The organism is Streptomyces sp. NRRL S-244, from assembly GCF_000717915.1.
GTDB lineage: Bacteria > Actinomycetota > Actinomycetes > Streptomycetales > Streptomycetaceae > Streptomyces.
The window spans coordinates 141,307-158,222 of the sequence record NZ_JOCX01000021.1 but is presented as its reverse complement, the minus strand read 5'-3'; the positions used below and the strand labels follow the sequence as shown (position 1 = coordinate 158,222).

The following is a 16,916-nucleotide window of genomic DNA, read 5'->3' as shown; positions in this document are numbered from 1 at the left end:
GGTGGATACGGTCCTTGGGGACGGTTGGGAACGGGTGGGGCCGCGAGAGGGGGACTGTCATGGGGCTGTTCGGGGACGAGCAGCGGGTCGGTCCTGTGGGGGATGAGCGGCGGCCCGGGGGTGGATACGGTCCTTGGAGACGGTTCGGAACGGGTCGGGCCGCGAGAGGGGGACTGTCATGGGGCTGTTCGGGAACGCGCACACGGTCGATCCGGTGTCGGCGCAGCGGGACTACGCGCGGCTGCTCGGGCAGGGGGAGCAGGTGCACGCCGCGTACCTGCTGATACGCGACACGATCCTGTTCACCGACCGGCGGCTCGTGCTCGTCGACAAGCAGGGGCTGACGGGGAAGAAGGTGGAGTACCACTCCATCCCGTACCGGAGCATCACGCACTTCTCCGTGGAGACCGCCGGGCATTTCGATCTCGACGCCGAGCTCAAGATCTGGCTCTCCGGGAGCGCGGCGCCGATCGAGAAGACGTTCACCAAGGGTGTGGACATCTACGAGGTGCAGGCCATCCTGACGCAGTTCGTCGCCCGGTAGCCGGGTCGCGGGACGCGGTCCACGCCAGGGTGCCGTTCATGCCAGAGCGCCGTGTGAGGGCGACGGCTGAATATTGTTCGGTCTTCTGGTGGCATTGCAGGATCCTGTACCGTCGGCGCAACGGATTCCAGGGGATGTGGGAGGAAGATCGCGTGGACGACATCGACCGGGCGCTCGTCCTGCGCCTGCAGCAGGACGCGGGCCAGTCGTACGCCGCCCTCGGCGCCGCCGTGGGGCTGTCGGCCGGGGCCACCCACGAGCGCGTACGCAAGCTGCGCGAGCGCGGGGTCATCCGGCGCACGACGGTCGAGGTGGATCCCGCGGCCGTCGGGAGCGGGGTGCTCGCGTACGTGATGGTCGACTCCAACGCCTGGATGGGGGATTCGAAGGCGGCCTTCGAGGCGATCGCCGAGATCCAGGAGGCGCACATCATCGCGGGGAGCGCCTCGGTCCTGGTGAAGGTGCGCACGGCCACGACCGGGCAGCTCCAGGACGTCCTGCGCCGCCTCTACGCCATCGACGGCGTCAGCGGTACGCACGCCACCGTCGTGCTGGAGACCTTCTTCGAGCGGCCCCTCCCGCTGTGACCTGGTGGTGCACCGGGATCCGGTGGAAGGACGGCCTCCCCGCCATCGGGTGGTGCGCCGAGGGGCGCGGTGAGCGCAGCAGCCCGCTCGCGTACGGGCAGCGGCTGGCGTTCACGGCCCGCGGGGAGCGGCACTGCCTCGGTGTGTGGCGGGCCGGGAAGCGGACCCCGTGCCCCATGGGGGCCACCGTGCCCGGCCGGGCCGCGAACGCCCAGTGCCCCGAATGCGCCCGCCTGGACCGGTCGTTCTCGGTGGCGGCAGACACCAACGCCGCCGATCCGCGCACCTATCGCGTCTACCTGGCCTGGTTCGGGCCCGAGATGGTCAAGGTCGGCATCACCGCCGAGGAGCGCGGCCCGGCCCGGCTGCTGGAGCAGGGGGCGGTGACCTGGACCTGGCTGGGGCGGGGGCCGCTGATGGCCACCCGCCGCACCGAGGAGCTGCTGCGGGCCGCCCTCGGGGTGCCGGACCGGATCGCGTACGCCCGCAAGCGCGCCGTACGGGGGCACCTGCCGGCGGCGGCCGACCGGGCCCGGGAGGTCGCCGAGCTGCACGCGCGGGCCGCGGCCCTGCCGGGGTGGCCGGAGTCGCTGGAGCGGCTGGAGTGCGAAACCGCCGATCATGCCGGGCCGTTCGGACTCGACGGGCTGCCCGCCCCCGCGCGGGTGGTCACCGCGATGGTCCCCGGTGGGAGCGTCGTGGGCCGGCTCGCCGGCGCGGCCGGTCCCGATCTGCACTTCGAGGACGGGCTCGTGGTGGACACCCGGCTGCTCGCCGGCTGGGAGCTCACCGCCCCCGCCGCGGACGAGACGACCGCCGTGCCGGTCGCCGAACTGCCGCCGCTCGCCGCGCCCGGCGGGCAGGACGGGCTGTTCTGAGCGCCGAGTCCCTGCCGGGCACCGGCAGGGCGGCCAAGGTCAAAACTTGGATCCCTTTGGGCTCCCGGGCCCCGTTCCTGTGGACATGCCGGGGGGCTGCTGCGGAAGGTGGTGGGCATGAGCATCCAGCCCGTACCCGCTTTCGAACCGCCGTACGTGATGGCGGTTTTCAGCAATGTCCGCACCCCTGACGACACCGGATACCCGGAGGTCCTCGACCGGATGAACGAGATCGTGGCCGCGAACCCGGGCTTCCTCGGCTACGAGTCCGCCCGCACCCCCGGCGGCCTCGGTATCACCGTCGCCTATTTCCGCGACCACGAGTCCCTCGCCGCGTGGCGGCAGGACCTGGAGCACCAGGCGGCCATGAAGAAGGGCCGCGCCGACTGGTACGAGAGCTACACCCTGCACGTCGCGACCGTCGAGCGGAGCCACGGCTTTGCCCGCAACGGCTGACGCGGTCCGCGCCTTCCGGGAGCGGCTCGGGCTGCCCGGACTGGTGGACGTCCACACGCACTTCATGCCCGAGCGGGTCCTGGCGAAGGTGTGGGACTACTTCGACGCGTTCGGACCGCTCAACGGCGTCGAGTGGCCCATCACCTACCGGCACGAGGAGGAGCAGCGGGTCGCGCTCCTGCGGGAGTTCGGGGTCCGGGCCTTCACGTCCATGCTCTACCCGCACAAGCCGGCGATGGCCGCCTGGCTCAACTCCTGGGCGGCCGACTTCGCCGCCCGGACCCCCGACTGCCTGCACACCGCGACCTTCTTCCCGGAGGACGGGGCCGAGGCGTACGTCCGGCAGGCCGTCGAAGCCGGGGCCCGGGTCTTCAAGGCACACCTCCAGGTCGGCGGGTACGACCCGAACGACGAGCGGCTCGACCCGGTCTGGGGGCTGCTCGCCGAGGCGGGCATCCCCACCGTGATCCACTGCGGTTCGGGGCCGGTCCCGGCCAAGCACACGGGACCCGAGCCGGTCGCCCGGCTGCTGTCCCGCCACCCCCGGCTGCCTTTGATCGTCGCGCACATGGGCATGCCCGAGTACGCCGATTTCCTGGACCTCGCCGACCGGTACCCCGCGGTGCGCCTCGACACCACCATGGCCTTCACCGACTTCTCCGAGCGGTTCCGCGGCTTCCCGCAGCCAGAGCTCGGGCGGCTCGCGGACCTCGGCGACCGGATCCTGCTCGGCACCGATTTCCCGAACATCCCCTACCCGTACGAGCACCAGCTGGAGGCCCTGGAACGGCTCGGCCTCGGCGACGACTGGCTGCGCGCGGTCTGCCACGACAACGGGGCCCGGCTCTTCCATCTGGTCTGAGGGGCCGGCCGGGCGGCGCCCGGGGTTTCTCAGGGAATTCACAGGTAGGGACAAGAACGCTCTCAGAGGCCGCGGCCAGCGTGGTCGCATGACTGCGACGACCACCTCCCATGCGTCCACGTCCACCAGCAACCCGACGGCCCTCGTCCGGCCGGACGGCGGCCCCTGCCGGGTGCTCGTCGTCGACGACGAGGCCTCGCTCTCGGAGCTGCTCTCCATGGCCCTGCGCTACGAGGGCTGCGAAGTCCGCAGCGCGGGCGACGGGGCCGGCGCGGTCCGGGCCGCGCGGGAGTTCCGGCCGGACGTCGTGGTCCTCGACATCATGCTGCCCGACATGGACGGACTCGCCGTCCTCGGACAGCTGCGCCGGGAGATCCCGCAGCTCCCGGTGCTCTTCCTGACCGCCAAGGACTCCGTCGAGGACCGCATCGCGGGTCTGACGGCGGGCGGCGACGACTACGTCACCAAGCCGTTCAGCCTGGAGGAGGTCGTGGCCCGGCTGCGCGGCCTGGTCCGCCGCTCGGGCGCGGCGCAGGCCGCCCGCGGGGGCTCCGTCCTGGCCGTCGGCGATCTGCGGCTCGACGAGGACAGCCACGAGGTGTCCCGGGGCGGCCGGGAGATCCACCTGACCGCCACGGAGTTCGAGCTGCTGCGCTACCTGATGCGCAACCCGCGGCGCGTGCTGAGCAAGGCGCAGATCCTGGACCGGGTGTGGTCGTACGACTTCGGCGGCCAGGCCAATGTCGTCGAGCTGTACATCTCCTACCTGCGGCGCAAGCTGGAGAGCGGCCCCGGCCTCCCGTCGATGATCCACACCCGGCGCGGCGCCGGCTACCTGATCAAGCCGGCCGAGTAGTGGCCCTCCGCCTGCCGCGGCCGCTTCGCGCCTTCCGCCCGCCCCGCCTCTTCCGCCCGGTCCGCTCCTGGTCCCTGCGGGCCCGGCTCGTCGTCTCGGCGGTGGCGCTGATCGCCGTGGTGGGCACGGCCATCGGGGCCGTCACCACCCTCGCGCTGCGCTCGTACCTGGTCGACAAGCTCGACGACCAGCTGAGGGTCTCCGTCGAGATGGGCACCCGCAAGCCCCTCGGGGAGAAGGGGGTCCGTGACAAGGACGACAAGTTCGTCCTGGCCCCCGGATCCCCGCTGGGCGCCGCCGGGATCCGGCTCCTCGCCGACGGCACGGTCGCCAGCACGGCGCGCAGCGCCGCCGTCGGCGGGCCCGGGTACGACCACATCCAGCGCCTGACCGAGGCCCAGACCGCGGCCCTGGCCCGCGCCGCCGGCAAGGCGGCCGCGCACCGCATGCCCGACCCCGTGAACCTGGACCTGCCGGACCTCGGTGCCTACCGGGTGCTCACCGCTCCGGACGGGAGCCTCGTCCTCGGCTTCCCGCTCGCCGAGGTCGACTCCACCGTGAGCACGCTGATCGCCGTGGAGGTCTTCGTCACCCTCGCCGGGCTGATCGCGGCCTCCCTCGCCGGACAGGCCCTGGTCGGGGTCGCCCTGCGCCCGCTGCGCCGGGTGGCGGCCACCGCGACCCGCGTCTCCGAACTCCCCCTGCACAGCGGCGAACCCGCCCTCCACGAGCGGGTCCCGGAGGCCGAGGCCGACCCCCGTACCGAGGTGGGCCAGGTCGGCGCCGCCCTCAACCGGATGCTGGGGCACGTCTCCTCCGCCCTCACGGCCCGCCAGCAGAGCGAAACCCGGGTACGGCAGTTCGTCGCGGACGCCAGCCACGAGCTGCGGACCCCCCTCGCCTCCATCCGCGGGTACGCCGAACTGACCCGCCGGGGACGGGAGGAGCCCGGTCCCGACACCCGGCACGCCCTGGGCCGCATCGAGTCCGAGGCGACCCGGATGACCGGACTCGTCGAGGACCTGCTGCTGCTCGCCCGGCTCGACGCCGGCCGCCCGCTCAGCTCGGCCGACACCGACCTGGCCCCGCTCGTCGTCGACGCCGTCAGCGACGCCCGGGCCGCCGGACCCGAGCACCACTGGCGCCTCGAGCTGCCCGACGAGCCCGCGCCCGTCCGCGCCGACCCGGCCCGGATCCAGCAGGTCCTGGTCAACCTGCTCGCCAACGCCCGCACGCACACCCCGCCCGGCACCACCGTCACCGCCCATGTTTCACGTGAAACATCCGCCGTCCGGCTGCGGATCGAGGACGACGGGCCCGGTATCCCGCCCGCGCTGCTCCCCCACGTCTTCGAACGGTTCGCCCGCGGCGACGCCTCCCGCTCCCGGGCCGCGGGCTCCACCGGCCTGGGGCTGGCCATCGTCGAGGCCGTCGTGACGGCGCACGGCGGAGTGGTGGACGTACGGAGCGAGCCGGGGCGCACCCGCTTCGAGGTACTGCTCCCGCTCGCCCCGGACCAGACCCCGAAGACGGGCCCCCGGCCGGCTCCCCGGCCGGCCCCCCGGCCGGCCCCCCGGAGGGGCTCACGGGCGGACTCGCACACGGGCTCACCGACGGGCTCACCGACGGACTCACAGACGGGGCACAGGCTCACCACACAGCGGTGACAGCCCGGCCGGAGAGAGTCGGTCCATGCGAACCGACACCTCCTCCGGCGCCCTTCCGGCACGGGCGCACCTCGCGCCCGTGCCCGGCGAGCCCGTACTCGACGTGGTGATCCCGGTCTTCAACGAGGAGAAGGACCTCGGCCCGTGCGTGCGCCGACTCCACGACCACCTCACCCGCACGTTCCCGTACCCGTTCCGCATCACGATCGCCGACAACGCGAGCACCGACCGCACCCCCGAGGTCGCGGCCGCCCTCGCCGACGCCGTCGACGGCGTACGCAGCACCCGGCTGGAGGAGAAAGGCCGCGGCCGCGCCCTGCGGACCGTCTGGTCCCGCTCCGAGGCGCCCGTCCTCGCGTACATGGACGTGGACCTGTCCACCGACCTCAACGCGCTGCTGCCGCTGGTCGCCCCGCTCATCTCCGGGCACTCCGACCTCGCCATCGGCACCCGCCTCGCCCGCTCCTCGCGCGTGGTGCGCGGAGCCAAGCGGGAGTTCGTCTCCCGCGCCTACAACCTGCTCCTGCGCTCCTCCCTCGCAGCCCGCTTCAGCGATGCCCAGTGCGGGTTCAAGGCCATCCGGCGGGAGGTCGCGGAGCGGCTGCTGCCGCTGGTGGAGGACTCGGGCTGGTTCTTCGACACCGAGCTGCTGGTGCTCGCCGAGCGGGCCGGGCTGCGGATCCACGAGGTCCCGGTGGACTGGGTGGACGACCCGGACTCCACCGTCCACATCGTCAGCACCGCCACCGAGGACCTCAAGGGCATGTGGCGGGTGGGCCGGGCCCTGGCCGTCGGCGCGCTGCCGCTCGACCGGCTCGCCCGCCCCTTCGGCGACGACCCGCGCGACCGCAGCGCCCTGCCCGGAGTGCCGCGCGGGCTGGCCCGCCAGCTCCTCGGCTTCTGCGTCATCGGGGTGCTGTCCACGCTCGCCTACCTCGCCCTGTACTCCCTCTTCCGGCTCGGCGCCGGACCGCAGCTCGCCAATGCCGGCGCCCTGCTGGTCTCCGCCGTCGCCAACACGGCCGCCAACCGCCGGCTCACCTTCGGGGTCCGCGGCCGCGACCGGGCCGTGCGCCACCAGGCCCAGGGCCTCGTCGTGTTCGGCGTCGGACTGGCCCTGACCAGCGGATCGCTCGCCGCCCTCGGCGCCGCCACCGCCGATCCCTCCCACAGCACCGAACTGGCCGTGCTGATCACGGCCAACCTCGCCGCGACCGTGCTGAGGTTCCTGCTCTTCCGCGCCTGGGTCTTCCCCGAGCGGCGAGCCACTCCCGCGAAGGACGACACCCGATGACCACCGCCGTACCACCCATGGACTCCCCGTTCCCCGAACGGGCCCCGACCGCGCAGACCGCCACCGCCACCGCAGGGCGCCCCCGCTGGGAGCGGCCCGCGTACGCGGCGCTCCTGCTGGCCACCGCCGTCCTGCTGCTGTGGAACCTGGGAGCCAACGGCTACGCCAACTCCTTCTACTCCGCCGCCGTCCAGGCGGGCAGCGAGAGCTGGAAGGCCTTCTTCTTCGGCTCCTCCGACGCCGGGAACTCCATCACCGTCGACAAGCCCCCGGCCGCCCTGTGGCCCATGGCCCTGTCCGTCCGGCTGTTCGGGCTCGGCGGCTGGCAGATCCTCGTCCCGCAGGCCCTGATGGGCGTCGGCACCACCGCCGTGCTCTACGCCGCCGTGCGCCGCCACTTCGGGCCCGCGGCCGCACTGCTCAGCGGCACGGTTTTCGCGCTCACCCCGGTCGCCGCGCTGATGTTCCGCTTCAACAACCCGGACGCGCTGCTCACCCTGCTGCTGACCGTCACCGTGTACTGCGTCCTGCGCGCCCTCGACGGCGCCCACACCAAGTGGCTCGTCTGGGCGGGCGTCGCGGTCGGCTTCGCCTTCCTGACCAAGACCCTCCAGGCCTTCGTCATCCTGCCGCCGCTCGCCCTCGTGTACGCGGTCTGCGCGCCGACCCGGCTGCGCCGCCGACTCGGTCAACTGCTGCTCGCCGGAGCCGCCATGGTCGTGGCCGGCGGCTGGTGGGTGGCGATCGTGGAACTCTGGCCCGTGTCCTCCCGCCCGTACATCGGCGGCTCGCAGAACAACTCCTTCCTGGAGCTCACCCTCGGCTACAACGGCCTCGGCCGGATCAACGGCAACGAGACCGGCAGCGTCGGCGGCGGCGGTGCCCGCCCCGGTGGCGGCGGTGGCGGCGGGGGCTGGGGAGAGACCGGCATCGACCGGCTGTTCTCGGCCAACATCGGCGGACAGATTTCCTGGCTGCTCCCGGCCGCCCTCGTCATGCTCGTCGCCGGACTCGTGATCACCTGGCGGGCCCGCCAGGCGGCCGACTCCCTGGAGGGCATGGCCCGGGCGGCGTTCCTGGTGTGGGGCGGCGCCCTGCTGATCACGGCGCTCGTCTTCAGCTACATGCAGGGCATCTTCCACGAGTACTACACCGTGGCGCTGGCGCCGTTCGTGGCCGCGCTGGTCGGCATGGGCGCGGCCATGCTGTGGGAGGAGCGGGGCAGCAAGGCCGCCGCGCTCACCCTGTCCGGCACCCTCGCGCTGACCGCGTGGTGGTCGTACGTCCTGCTCGGCCGCTCCACCGGATACCTGCCGTGGCTGCGCTGGACCGTTCTCGTGGCCGGCCTCCTCGCCGCCGCCGGGCTGCTGCTCGGCGCCCGGCTCGGCCGGCGGTTCGGCCGCCGGTTCGCGCTGGGCGCGGCGGGGCTGGGGCTGGCGGCCGCGCTGGCCGGTCCGCTCGCGTACTGCCTGACGACGGTGGACTCCACGCGCGGCGGGTCGATCGTGACGGCCGGGCCCGCGGTCTCGGGCGGCCGGGGCGGCATGGGCATGGGCATGCGCTTGCCCGGCGGTGAACTCCCGCCGGGCATGGCCCAGCAGGGTGCGCGACAGGGCGGCCCGCAGCAGGGGCAGCAGGGCGGCGGTCCGCAGGGCGGGCCCCGGCAGTTCCCCGGCGGCCAGGGCGGTCAAGGCGGTCAGGGATTCCCGGGCGGTCAGGGCATCCCGGGCGGCCAGGGGGCCGCCGGCGGGCGCGGGACGGAGAACGCCGCGGGCGGCCCCGGCGGCGGTGGCTTCGGCGGCCTGCTGGGCGGTACGAAGGCCAGTACGGAGGCCACGGCGGCCCTGCGCAAGGACGCGGGGAAGTACACCTGGGCGGCAGCCGCCGTCGGCGCGCAGAACGCGGCGAGCTACCAGCTGGCCTCGGGCGAGCCGGTGATGCCGATCGGCGGGTTCAACGGCAGCGACCCGTCCCCGACGCTGGCCCGTTTCCAGGAGTACGTGCGCTCCGGCAAGATCCACTACTTCATCGGCGAGGGCGCCCGCGCCGACGGCGAGGGGCAGACCGGACAGGCCGCGCGCGGCGGCCAGGGCGGTGGCCCGGGTGGCGGCACCAGCAGCGCCATCACGAGCTGGGTCCAGGCCAACTACCGGTCCACGACGGTCGGTGGCGCCACCCTCTACGACCTGACCGCCCCCCTGAACGGCACGTCCGCCCCGTCCTGAACCTGCCGAATCGCGAGAGGCACCCTCTAGCATCAAGTGGGCGGACCGGGCATTCCGGGCTGATCCAGCTGTTGTGAGGAGGGTGCCTCCATGGTGACCGCGGCCGATCCCGGCGATACCCGGACCAGCGTGTGGCTGGCCCCCGGGCACACCGCACCCGCCAGGCGCCGCAGCGAGGCGCCCTCCGGCCTCGACCGGGACCGGATCACCGGAGCCACCGTCCGGCTGCTCGACGCCGAGGGGCTGGCCCGGTTCTCGATGCGGCGGCTCGCGGCGGGGCTCGGGGTCACCGCGATGTCCCTGTACTGGTACGTCGACACCAAGCACGATCTGCTCGAACTCGCCCTGGACCGGGCCCTGGGCGAGCTCCCGCTGCCCCGCACCGCCCCGGCCGGGGGGCCGGTCGCTCCGGTGCGCGAGGGCTGGGCCGGCCGGCTGCGGTCGCTGGCCTGCGGCTACCGGCGGCTGCTGGCGGAGCACCCGTGGGTGGCGCCGCTGACCGCCGCGTACCCGAACATCGGCCCGCACGCGCGGGCCTTCGACTCCGCCTTGCAGAGGGTGCTCGACGCCACGGGTCTGGCGGGCGGCTGCCGGACCGGCGCGCACCTGGCCGTGTCGCAGTTCCTGCACGGCTGCGGGGGCGCCGCCCGGCGGGCGCCCGACGGGGACTTCGTCCTCGCGCTCGACGTCCTGATCGCGGGCATCGAGGCCCAGGCCGCCGCCGCCCCGGCCCGGCCCGCCCGGCCGGGGGCGTAGAAAACCCCCGCCGGAGCCGCTCCCAGGGGAGGGGCGGCCCGACGGGGGTCTGCGGGTACTGCTCGGTCTCGCTCTTCGGCCGGAGCCGGCGCTCTTCGGCCGGAGCCGGCGCTATTCGGCCGAGGCGGTCGCCACGGATGCCGACGGCGTCGCCACGGATGCCGACGCCGTCGGGGCGTGGGCGGCCGCCTTGGACTTCAGCGCGACCTCCTTGATGAACACCACCAGGACGAGCGCGAGCAGCGCGAACGGCGCCGCGTAGAGGAAGACGTCACCGACGCCGTGCCCGTACGCGGACTCGACGACCGTGCGGAACGGCGCGGGCAGCTTGTCGAGGTCGGGGATCCCGCCGCCGGCGGTGCCGCCGTGGCCCATCGCCGCCGCCTTCGGGCCGAGTGCGGCCAGCCCGTCCTTGACGTAGTGGGTGACCCGGTTGGCCATGACCGCGCCGAGCGCCGAGACGCCCACGGCGCCGCCGAGCGAGCGGAAGAAGGTCACGACCGAGCTGGCCGAGCCCAGGTCCTCGGGGGCCACCTGGTTCTGCGTGGCGAGGACGAGGTTCTGCATCATCATGCCGAGACCGAGGCCGGTCAGCGCCATGTAGATCGCGATGTGCCAGTACGGGGTGTCGTACCGCAGGGTGCCCAGCAGTCCGAGGCCGGCCGACAGGAGGACGCCGCCGGAGACGAGCCAGGCCTTCCACTTGCCGGTCTTGGTGATCACCTGACCGGAAACCGTGGAGGAGACGAAGAGCCCGCCGATCATCGGAATCGTGAGGATTCCGGACATCGTGGGGGACTCGTTGCGGGCCAACTGGAAGAACTGGCTGAAAAAGACCGTGCCCGAGAACATCGCGATGCCGACGAACAGCGAGGCGGCCGAGGCGAGGGTGATGGTCTTGTTGCGGAACAGGCGCAGCGGGATGATCGGGTCGCTCGCCCTGGACTCGACGAGGATGAAGAGCAGGCCGAGTACGACGGCGCCGCCGGTCATCGCCACGGTGGTCCAGGAGATCCAGTCGTACGAGTCGCCGGCCTGCGTGACCCAGATCAGGAGCAGGGACACGGCCCCGCTGATCAGGAAGGCGCCGAGCCAGTCGACCTTGACGTCGCGGCGGACGACCGGCAGGTGCAGGGTCCGCTGGAGGACGATCAGGGCGATGACCGCGAACGGCACGCCGACGTAGAAGCACCAGCGCCAGCCGAGCCACGAGGTGTCGGTGATGACACCGCCGAGCAGCGGGCCGCCGACGGTGGCGACGGCGAAGACCGCGCCGAGGTAGCCGCTGTACCGGCCGCGCTCGCGCGGCGAGATCATCGCGGCCATGACGATCTGGGCGAGGGCGGAGAGGCCGCCGACGCCGATGCCCTGGACGACGCGGCAGGCGATCAGCATGCCGGTGTTCTGGGACAGGCCCGCGACCACGGAGCCGAGGACGTAGATCACCAGGGATATCTGGACCAGCAGCTTCTTGCTGAAGAGGTCGGACAGCTTGCCCCAGAGCGGGGTCGCCGCGGTCATCGACAGCAGGGCGGCCGTGACGACCCAGGTGTACGAGGACTGCGTGCCGCCGAGGTCGCTGATGATCTGGGGCAGGGCGTTCGAGACGATCGTGGACGACAGGATCGCCACGAACATGCCGAGCATCAGCCCGGACAGCGCCTTCATGATCTGCGGGTGGGTCATGGGGGCGGAGGTGCCGGAGCCGGAGCCGGGGGTGGACGCGGGGTCGGACGTGGTCTCCGACCGGCTGCCTCCCTGCACACCGGTGGGTGCGGTGGTCGCCATGTGGTTCCTTTGTCTAGAAGCTCGATCGGAGCCGGGTCAGCAAGGTGTTGAGTACGTCGATGTCGTCGGGGGACCAGTCGGCCAGGGCCTTTTCCAGCGCGTCGGTATAGCGGGCGCCGAGCTCGGCGAGGAGGGCGTGGCCGGCCGGGGTGAGCCGCAGGATGCGGCAGCGGCCGTCGCCGGGGTCGATGTCGCGGGTGATCCACCCGCGGTCGGCGACGTGGGCGACGTGGCGGCTGGTCACCGAGATGTCGATGGCCATGAGGTCGGCGAGGCGGCTGAGCCGCATTTCGCCGTGGCGGTCGAGCAGGGTGAGGACGGCGGCGGAGCCGGGCGGGCAGTCCGGGGGGAGCCGGCGGGCCAGGTCGCGCTTGACGGCGCCGATGCCGGTGAGCTGGCGGGCCAGTTCTTCGTAGCGGCTGGTGGGGGTGCGCGCCGCGTACGGCGCCGCTGGTGCGGGTGACGCAGCTGATGCGAGTGGTGCGGGTGGCGCTTGCAGCGTCTGTGTTTCGGTGGTCATGGGGCTCCCCCCTCCCTTTCCTCGTGTCCCGATGTTGTTGCTTAGGGCAACCATAGAAGCGATTGGTTGCTACAGGCAAATGAATAGGGGGGTGGGGGCGGTAAAGGAATCGGAAAACCCGCTAGGGTCCTGAGGCATGGCTGCGAACCACAACTCACAGGGACCCGAGGGCAACTACGACCCCGCGGGCAGCACTCAGATGTTCCGGGCGTTCGTCGAAGAGGCCGCGCCGGCCGGGCAGGGGCCCGCGGTGCAGGGGTCTCGGCGGCGGCAGGCCGCGCAGGGCTCGGGGTCGAAGACCGGACTGTGGCTCGGGGTGGGGATCGCCGCCCTGGTGCTGATCGGGGTGGTGGCCTGGCTGGCGCTGTAGCCGGCCGCGCCGTGGCGCGCCTTGCCGCGCCGGTGCAGGCGGTGCAGGCGGTGCAGGCGGGGCCGGCGGGGCATGCGGGGCCGGGGCGGCCTCCCGGCGGGCCGGATTCGCCCCGGCGCCCTCAGCTCCAGGTGGCCGTCGCCTTCTGCGTCTCCATGTGCATGCCCAGGGGGACCCGCCAGGACTCGACGCAGACCGTGTAGGTCTGCGTCTTCGCCGTGCCCCCGGGGATGGGGGCGGGCAGGGGCTGGGTCGTGGTGATCGTGGCCCAGTCGATGCCGAGCGCGCCGATGATGTGCGTCGAGAACGTGACCGTGCCGGAAGTGGCCGGTTTCGTTCCCGTGTTGGTGAACGCCACCGTGACCTTCTCGCACCAGCGGTCCGCCGCCTGGCCGCGGACGGGCGGGCCCAGAGTCAGCTGCGCCGCAGTGGCCGGGGGTGTCGTCCCCGGGGTGGATCCGGGGGACTGTGGGGCCCCAGAGGCCGGAGGGGCCGACGGGGCCTGCGGGGCGGGCGGCGGCGGGCCCTGCGCCGGCGGGGGCTGGGGCGGCTGGGCGGTCCCGGGCGGGGTGGTCGTTGTTCCGCCTTGGGCGGAGGCCGCAGGGCTTGTCGGATCCGGGGTACCGGGCGACGTACTCCTCGTCGAGGGAGGGGGGCCGTCGCTCAGCTGCCGGAGCTCCACCGGTGACTGCGGCGGTACGTTGTCGCCCGCGCGCCGCTCCGGGCCCGGGGGCACGGCGCCCGCGGCCGCGTAGCCGTCACGTGCCGGGCCGCCGCATCCCGTCAGGCATGCGGCGGCCAGAGAGCAGCACAGGGTGATGAGGGTGAGCGTTCGGCGGTCCACTCGCATCGCCGTAGTTTTACTGACTCTGCGTCAGCTGTGAACCCCTCGTCCGCGGCTACTCCCCGATCAGGCCCACCCGCAGCTGTGCCAGCGTGCGCGTCAGCAGCCGGGAGACGTGCATCTGGGAGATGCCGACCTCCTCGCCGATCTGCGACTGCGTCATGTTCGCGAAGAACCGCAGCATGATGATCTGCCGTTCCCGGGGCGGGAGTTTGGCGAGCAGCGGCTTCAGCGACTCGCGGTACTCGACGCCCTCCAGCGCGGTGTCCTCGTACCCGAGCCGGTCCGCGAGCGAGCCCTCGCCGCCCTCGTCCTCGGGAGAGGGCGAGTCGAGCGAGGAGGCGGTGTACGCGTTCCCCACGGCGAGGCCGTCGACGACGTCCTCCTCCGACACCCCGAGTACGGCGGCCAGTTCCGGCACCGTCGGCGAGCGGTCGAGCTTCTGGGCGAGCTCGTCGCTGGCCTTGGTGAGGGCGAGGCGCAGCTCCTGGAGGCGGCGCGGGACGCGCACGGACCAGGAGGTGTCCCTAAAGAATCGTTTGATCTCGCCCACGACGGTCGGCATCGCGAACGTCGGGAACTCCACGCCGCGTTCGCAGTCGAACCGGTCGATCGCCTTGATCAGGCCGATCGTGCCGACCTGGACGATGTCTTCCATCGGCTCGTTGCGGCTGCGGAAGCGGGCGGCCGCGTACCGCACCAGCGGCAGGTTCAGCTCGATCAGGGTGTCGCGTACGTACGCCCGTTCGGGGCTGTCCGCGGCCAGGGCGGCAAGTCGCTGGAAGAGGGAGCGGGAGAGGGTGCGGGTGTCGATGGCTTCCGAGCGGACAGGCGCTGCAGGCGCCACAGGCGCTGCGAGTGCTGCCGGCGCTTCGCTCTTGACGAGCGTGAGCACCTTGGAGCTGCCCTGGTCTACGGACATGCCACCCCCTTGAGGTCGCGGACGGTCGCGTACGGCGCGTCCGTCGGAGGAACGCAGCCTCCACCTGAATACCGGAGGCGGGGCTGCGGCAAACGCGGTTCCAGCAGAATGTCACATGTCGGCAACACGCTGTAGCGCCAAGTCGACATATATCTCCAGCGACAGAGGGGAATGAGCCCATTCTGTGGGGAAACGGCGGAGCGAGCTCCACCCGTTCCAGCTACGCCTCGATCCTGTTTGCGGACCGGAGCCGGGCGAAGCTGCGGGCGAGCAGTCGCGAAACGTGCATCTGGGACACACCGAGCTCCGCGCTGATCTGGGACTGCGTCAGATTGTTGTAGTACCGCAGCAGCAGGATCCTTTGTTCACGTTCGGGCAGCTGTACGAGGAGGTGGCGGACGAGGTCGCGGTGCTCGACCCCGGCCAGCTCCGGGTCCTCGTAGCCGAGGCGGTCCAGCAGCCCCGGCAGCCCGTCGCCCTCCTGGGCGGCCTCCAGTGAGGTGGCGTGGTAGCTGCGGCCGGCCTCGATGCAGGACAGCACCTCGTCCTCGGTGATCCGCAGCCGCTCGGCGATCTCGGGCGTGGTGGGCATGCGCCCGTGCAGGGTGGTGAGGTCCTCGGTCGCCGCGTTCACCTGGACCCACAGCTCGTGGAGCCGGCGCGGCACGTGGACGGTGCGGACGTTGTCGCGGAAGTACCGTTTGATCTCGCCCACGACGGTGGGCATGGCGAACGTCGGGAACTGCACCCCGCGGTCCGGGTCGAACCGGTCGATCGCGTTGATGAGGCCGATCGTGCCGACCTGGACCACGTCCTCCATCGGTTCGTTGCGGCTGCGGAAGCGGGCGGCCGCGTACCGGACGAGCGGAAGGTTCGCCTCGATGAGGGCCCCGCGCACCCGGTGGTGCTCGCTCGTACCCGGCTGAAGGCCCTTCAGCTGCCCGAACAGGACCTGGGTGAGGGCGCGGGTGTCCGCGCCCCGGCTCTGCGGTCTCGGGGGCGCTGGAGGCTCCTCGGGAGGCTCCTGCTGGGGTGGCACCTGAGGCGCTGTACTGGCCGGCACGGTCACGCCACCCCTTCATGTCAACTCATCCGTCAAAAGCGGTCATAGCATCACAAGACATGTGCACTGTGTGCAAGCACCGTATATCGCCGTGTTGAGGGCAAGTTGGGCATAATGGGGTGTTTTGGGTGAGGGTATTGCGGCGGCGCGGGAACGCGAAAGCCCCCCACCCGTCGGAGTGGGGGGCCGGTCATTCGGAAGGCCGCGTCAGCGTACGGGTTCAGCGCACCAATTCGGTCATGAACGCGCCGATGCCGTGGGCCGCGTCCGATATCCCCTGGAAGCCTATTTTGACGATGTCGGCCGCCTTCACCGGCTGGGTGATGATCACGAAGAGCACGAACACGACGAGCCCGCCCGTGATCATCTTTTTGGTGTCCATCAGCGGTGTCGGCCTCCCCAACCGGTCCTGCCAAGTCGGGTGAGTCTAACCGTTCGTCTTCGGACACTCACCCGGCCTTTATGGACCAATGACCCGGTGGTCCGGGTCCTTTGCCGCAGCGCGGGAGGGCGGCGGTGGCGCAGTATTGAAGACGAGCCCACCGGTTCTGGCAGGAAATCGGTGGGCGAGGGACAGGACCTCACTGTGGGGTCCGAGCCGCACGCTTCCCCCTGACTGCGGTTCGGACTGGCAGGTTCCGTCCTCGTCGGGGGAAGTGGCTTGTCCCCCCGATGCCACTTCCCCCGCCCGTACGTCGAAGGCCCCGACCCCGGTCGGGGCCTTCTTCGGGTTTCCGGCTACTGGACGGCGCCGAGCAGGCCCAGGACGGGCTCCACGGGGGCGATCACGGGTGCCAGGTCGTTCGGCAGCTCCGTCAGCCGGCCGAGCTTGTCCAGCTCGTTGAGCTTCCCGCCGATCTCCTGGACGGAGCCGGGCGTGGCCCCCTGCGGCATGCCCGGGGCCGCCTGCGGCAGGTCCGGGAGGGTGATCGGGGCCGCGGGGGCGGCGGAGGCGGCGGGAGCGGCGAGGCCCGCGGCGGCCCCCGCGAGGGCGAAGGCGGCGAGCATGCGCTGGGTCTTGGTCATGCCGTGACAACGGCCGAGCGGGGCACCCGGTCACGCGGACGTCATCCGTAAAGACGCGTCGGGACGCGTCGGGACGCGTCGAGGTGTGCCGATATCTGCCGGGAAAACGCCGATGGCCCCGTCCCTTGCGGGGCGGGGCCATCGAACGAAGCGGTAGTGGAGGGATTTGAACCCCCGATGGGTTGCCCCATACTCGCTTTCGAGGCGAGCTCCTTCGGCCACTCGGACACACTACCGAGATGGATCCTAGCCTAAGGA

Annotated in this window: 18 protein-coding genes and 1 tRNA gene; 11 read left to right on the top strand and 8 right to left on the bottom strand. The window is 72.3% G+C overall.

The features are described 5' to 3' along the window. The first annotated feature begins 178 nt into the window (after positions 1-178). The 10 genes from IF02_RS0124155 (at position 179) to IF02_RS0124110 (ending at position 10,125) form a co-directional block, all read left to right on the top strand. Positions 179-544 (top strand): PH domain-containing protein, encoded by a 366-nt coding sequence (locus IF02_RS0124155; protein WP_030160265.1) that lies wholly within the window; start codon positions 179-181, stop codon positions 542-544. Between the two features lie 152 nt (positions 545-696). Beyond that, the gene (locus IF02_RS0124150; protein WP_030160263.1) at positions 697-1,131 is read left to right on the top strand and encodes an Lrp/AsnC family transcriptional regulator; all 435 of its coding nucleotides are present in this window, start codon (positions 697-699) and stop codon (positions 1,129-1,131) included. Then, positions 1,128-2,009: a DUF2797 domain-containing protein gene (locus IF02_RS0124145; protein WP_030160261.1), complete on the top strand. Its 882-nt coding sequence runs from the start codon at positions 1,128-1,130 to the stop codon at positions 2,007-2,009. Before IF02_RS0124150 ends, IF02_RS0124145 begins: the two co-directional genes overlap by 4 nt. Positions 2,010-2,126: 117 nt before the next feature. Next, the gene (locus IF02_RS0124140; RefSeq protein WP_030160259.1) at positions 2,127-2,465 is read left to right on the top strand and encodes an antibiotic biosynthesis monooxygenase family protein; all 339 of its coding nucleotides are present in this window, start codon (positions 2,127-2,129) and stop codon (positions 2,463-2,465) included. Beyond that, positions 2,449-3,327 carry an amidohydrolase family protein gene (locus tag IF02_RS0124135; RefSeq protein ID WP_030160257.1) on the top strand — a complete coding sequence of 293 codons (879 nt, stop codon included), beginning with the start codon at positions 2,449-2,451 and terminating at the stop codon, positions 3,325-3,327. Before IF02_RS0124140 ends, IF02_RS0124135 begins: the two co-directional genes overlap by 17 nt. A gap of 88 nt (positions 3,328-3,415) precedes the next feature. Next, positions 3,416-4,183, top strand: coding sequence for a response regulator transcription factor (locus tag IF02_RS0124130; protein ID WP_030160256.1), 768 nt, complete (start codon positions 3,416-3,418; stop codon positions 4,181-4,183). Positions 4,184-4,194: 11 nt separating this feature from the next. Beyond that, the gene (locus IF02_RS0124125; RefSeq protein WP_078622291.1) at positions 4,195-5,850 is read left to right on the top strand and encodes a sensor histidine kinase; all 1,656 of its coding nucleotides are present in this window, start codon (positions 4,195-4,197) and stop codon (positions 5,848-5,850) included. A 25-nt stretch (positions 5,851-5,875) separates the two neighbouring features. Next, on the top strand, positions 5,876-7,144 hold the full coding sequence (locus IF02_RS0124120) for a bifunctional glycosyltransferase family 2/GtrA family protein (protein WP_030160254.1): 1,269 nt from the start codon (positions 5,876-5,878) through the stop codon (positions 7,142-7,144). Then, a complete protein-coding gene (locus tag IF02_RS0124115; RefSeq protein ID WP_037836994.1) occupies positions 7,141-9,369 on the top strand; it encodes an ArnT family glycosyltransferase in 2,229 nt (742 codons plus the stop codon). The genes IF02_RS0124120 and IF02_RS0124115 overlap by 4 nt, the downstream gene beginning before the upstream one ends. A 90-nt stretch (positions 9,370-9,459) precedes the next feature. Further along, positions 9,460-10,125, top strand: coding sequence for a TetR/AcrR family transcriptional regulator (locus IF02_RS0124110; RefSeq protein ID WP_030160249.1), 666 nt, complete (start codon positions 9,460-9,462; stop codon positions 10,123-10,125). Between the two features lie 111 nt (positions 10,126-10,236). On the opposite strand, the gene IF02_RS0124105 is transcribed toward IF02_RS0124110, so the two are convergent. Beyond that, on the bottom strand, positions 10,237-11,913 hold the full coding sequence (locus IF02_RS0124105) for an MDR family MFS transporter (RefSeq protein ID WP_051696499.1): 1,677 nt from the start codon (positions 11,911-11,913) through the stop codon (positions 10,237-10,239). A gap of 13 nt (positions 11,914-11,926) precedes the next feature. Continuing rightward, entirely contained in the window at positions 11,927-12,319 is a 393-nt protein-coding gene (locus IF02_RS0124100; protein ID WP_030160245.1) for a MarR family winged helix-turn-helix transcriptional regulator, read from the bottom strand. Between the two features lie 250 nt (positions 12,320-12,569). Between IF02_RS0124100 and IF02_RS0124095 the strand changes: the two genes are divergently transcribed. Then, positions 12,570-12,803, top strand: coding sequence for a hypothetical protein (locus IF02_RS0124095; RefSeq protein ID WP_030160242.1), 234 nt, complete (start codon positions 12,570-12,572; stop codon positions 12,801-12,803). Positions 12,804-12,924: 121 nt separating this feature from the next. Here the strand turns inward: IF02_RS0124095 and IF02_RS35685 are convergent, their stop codons facing one another. The 6 genes from IF02_RS35685 to IF02_RS0124065 all read right to left on the bottom strand — a co-directional run bounded on the left by IF02_RS35685 (position 12,925) and on the right by IF02_RS0124065 (position 16,894). Then, positions 12,925-13,161 carry a hypothetical protein gene (locus IF02_RS35685; RefSeq protein ID WP_030160240.1) on the bottom strand — a complete coding sequence of 79 codons (237 nt, stop codon included), beginning with the start codon at positions 13,159-13,161 and terminating at the stop codon, positions 12,925-12,927. Positions 13,162-13,702: 541 nt separating this feature from the next. After that, positions 13,703-14,569: an RNA polymerase sigma factor SigF gene (locus IF02_RS0124085; protein ID WP_030160238.1), complete on the bottom strand. Its 867-nt coding sequence runs from the start codon at positions 14,567-14,569 to the stop codon at positions 13,703-13,705. A 220-nt stretch (positions 14,570-14,789) separates the two neighbouring features. After that, complete coding sequence (locus IF02_RS0124080; RefSeq protein WP_078622289.1) at positions 14,790-15,632, bottom strand: RNA polymerase sigma factor SigF; 843 nt, start codon at positions 15,630-15,632, stop codon at positions 14,790-14,792. A gap of 220 nt (positions 15,633-15,852) precedes the next feature. Continuing rightward, positions 15,853-16,014, bottom strand: a complete 162-nt coding sequence (locus tag IF02_RS35230; protein WP_166663145.1) for a hypothetical protein — start codon at positions 16,012-16,014, stop codon at positions 15,853-15,855. A 356-nt stretch (positions 16,015-16,370) separates the two neighbouring features. After that, a complete protein-coding gene (locus IF02_RS0124070) occupies positions 16,371-16,658 on the bottom strand; it encodes a hypothetical protein (RefSeq protein WP_030160234.1) in 288 nt (95 codons plus the stop codon). 151 nt (positions 16,659-16,809) lie between these two features. Then, a tRNA-Ser gene (locus tag IF02_RS0124065) sits at positions 16,810-16,894 on the bottom strand. Positions 16,895-16,916 lie beyond the last annotated feature (22 nt).

Coding starts and splice junctions, on each gene's coding strand:
- IF02_RS0124155 (WP_030160265.1), top strand. CDS start 179: ATGGGGCTGTTCGGGAACGCGCACACGGTCGATCCGGTGTCGGCGCAG.
- IF02_RS0124140 (WP_030160259.1), top strand. CDS start 2,127: ATGAGCATCCAGCCCGTACCCGCTTTCGAACCGCCGTACGTGATGGCG.
- IF02_RS0124130 (WP_030160256.1), top strand. CDS start 3,416: ATGACTGCGACGACCACCTCCCATGCGTCCACGTCCACCAGCAACCCG.
- IF02_RS0124120 (WP_030160254.1), top strand. CDS start 5,876: ATGCGAACCGACACCTCCTCCGGCGCCCTTCCGGCACGGGCGCACCTC.
- IF02_RS0124115 (WP_037836994.1), top strand. CDS start 7,141: ATGACCACCGCCGTACCACCCATGGACTCCCCGTTCCCCGAACGGGCC.
- IF02_RS0124110 (WP_030160249.1), top strand. CDS start 9,460: ATGGTGACCGCGGCCGATCCCGGCGATACCCGGACCAGCGTGTGGCTG.
- IF02_RS0124105 (WP_051696499.1), bottom strand. CDS start 11,913: ATGGCGACCACCGCACCCACCGGTGTGCAGGGAGGCAGCCGGTCGGAG.
- IF02_RS0124095 (WP_030160242.1), top strand. CDS start 12,570: ATGGCTGCGAACCACAACTCACAGGGACCCGAGGGCAACTACGACCCC.
- IF02_RS0124085 (WP_030160238.1), bottom strand. CDS start 14,569: ATGTCCGTAGACCAGGGCAGCTCCAAGGTGCTCACGCTCGTCAAGAGC.
- IF02_RS35230 (WP_166663145.1), bottom strand. CDS start 16,014: ATGGACACCAAAAAGATGATCACGGGCGGGCTCGTCGTGTTCGTGCTC.
- IF02_RS0124070 (WP_030160234.1), bottom strand. CDS start 16,658: ATGACCAAGACCCAGCGCATGCTCGCCGCCTTCGCCCTCGCGGGGGCC.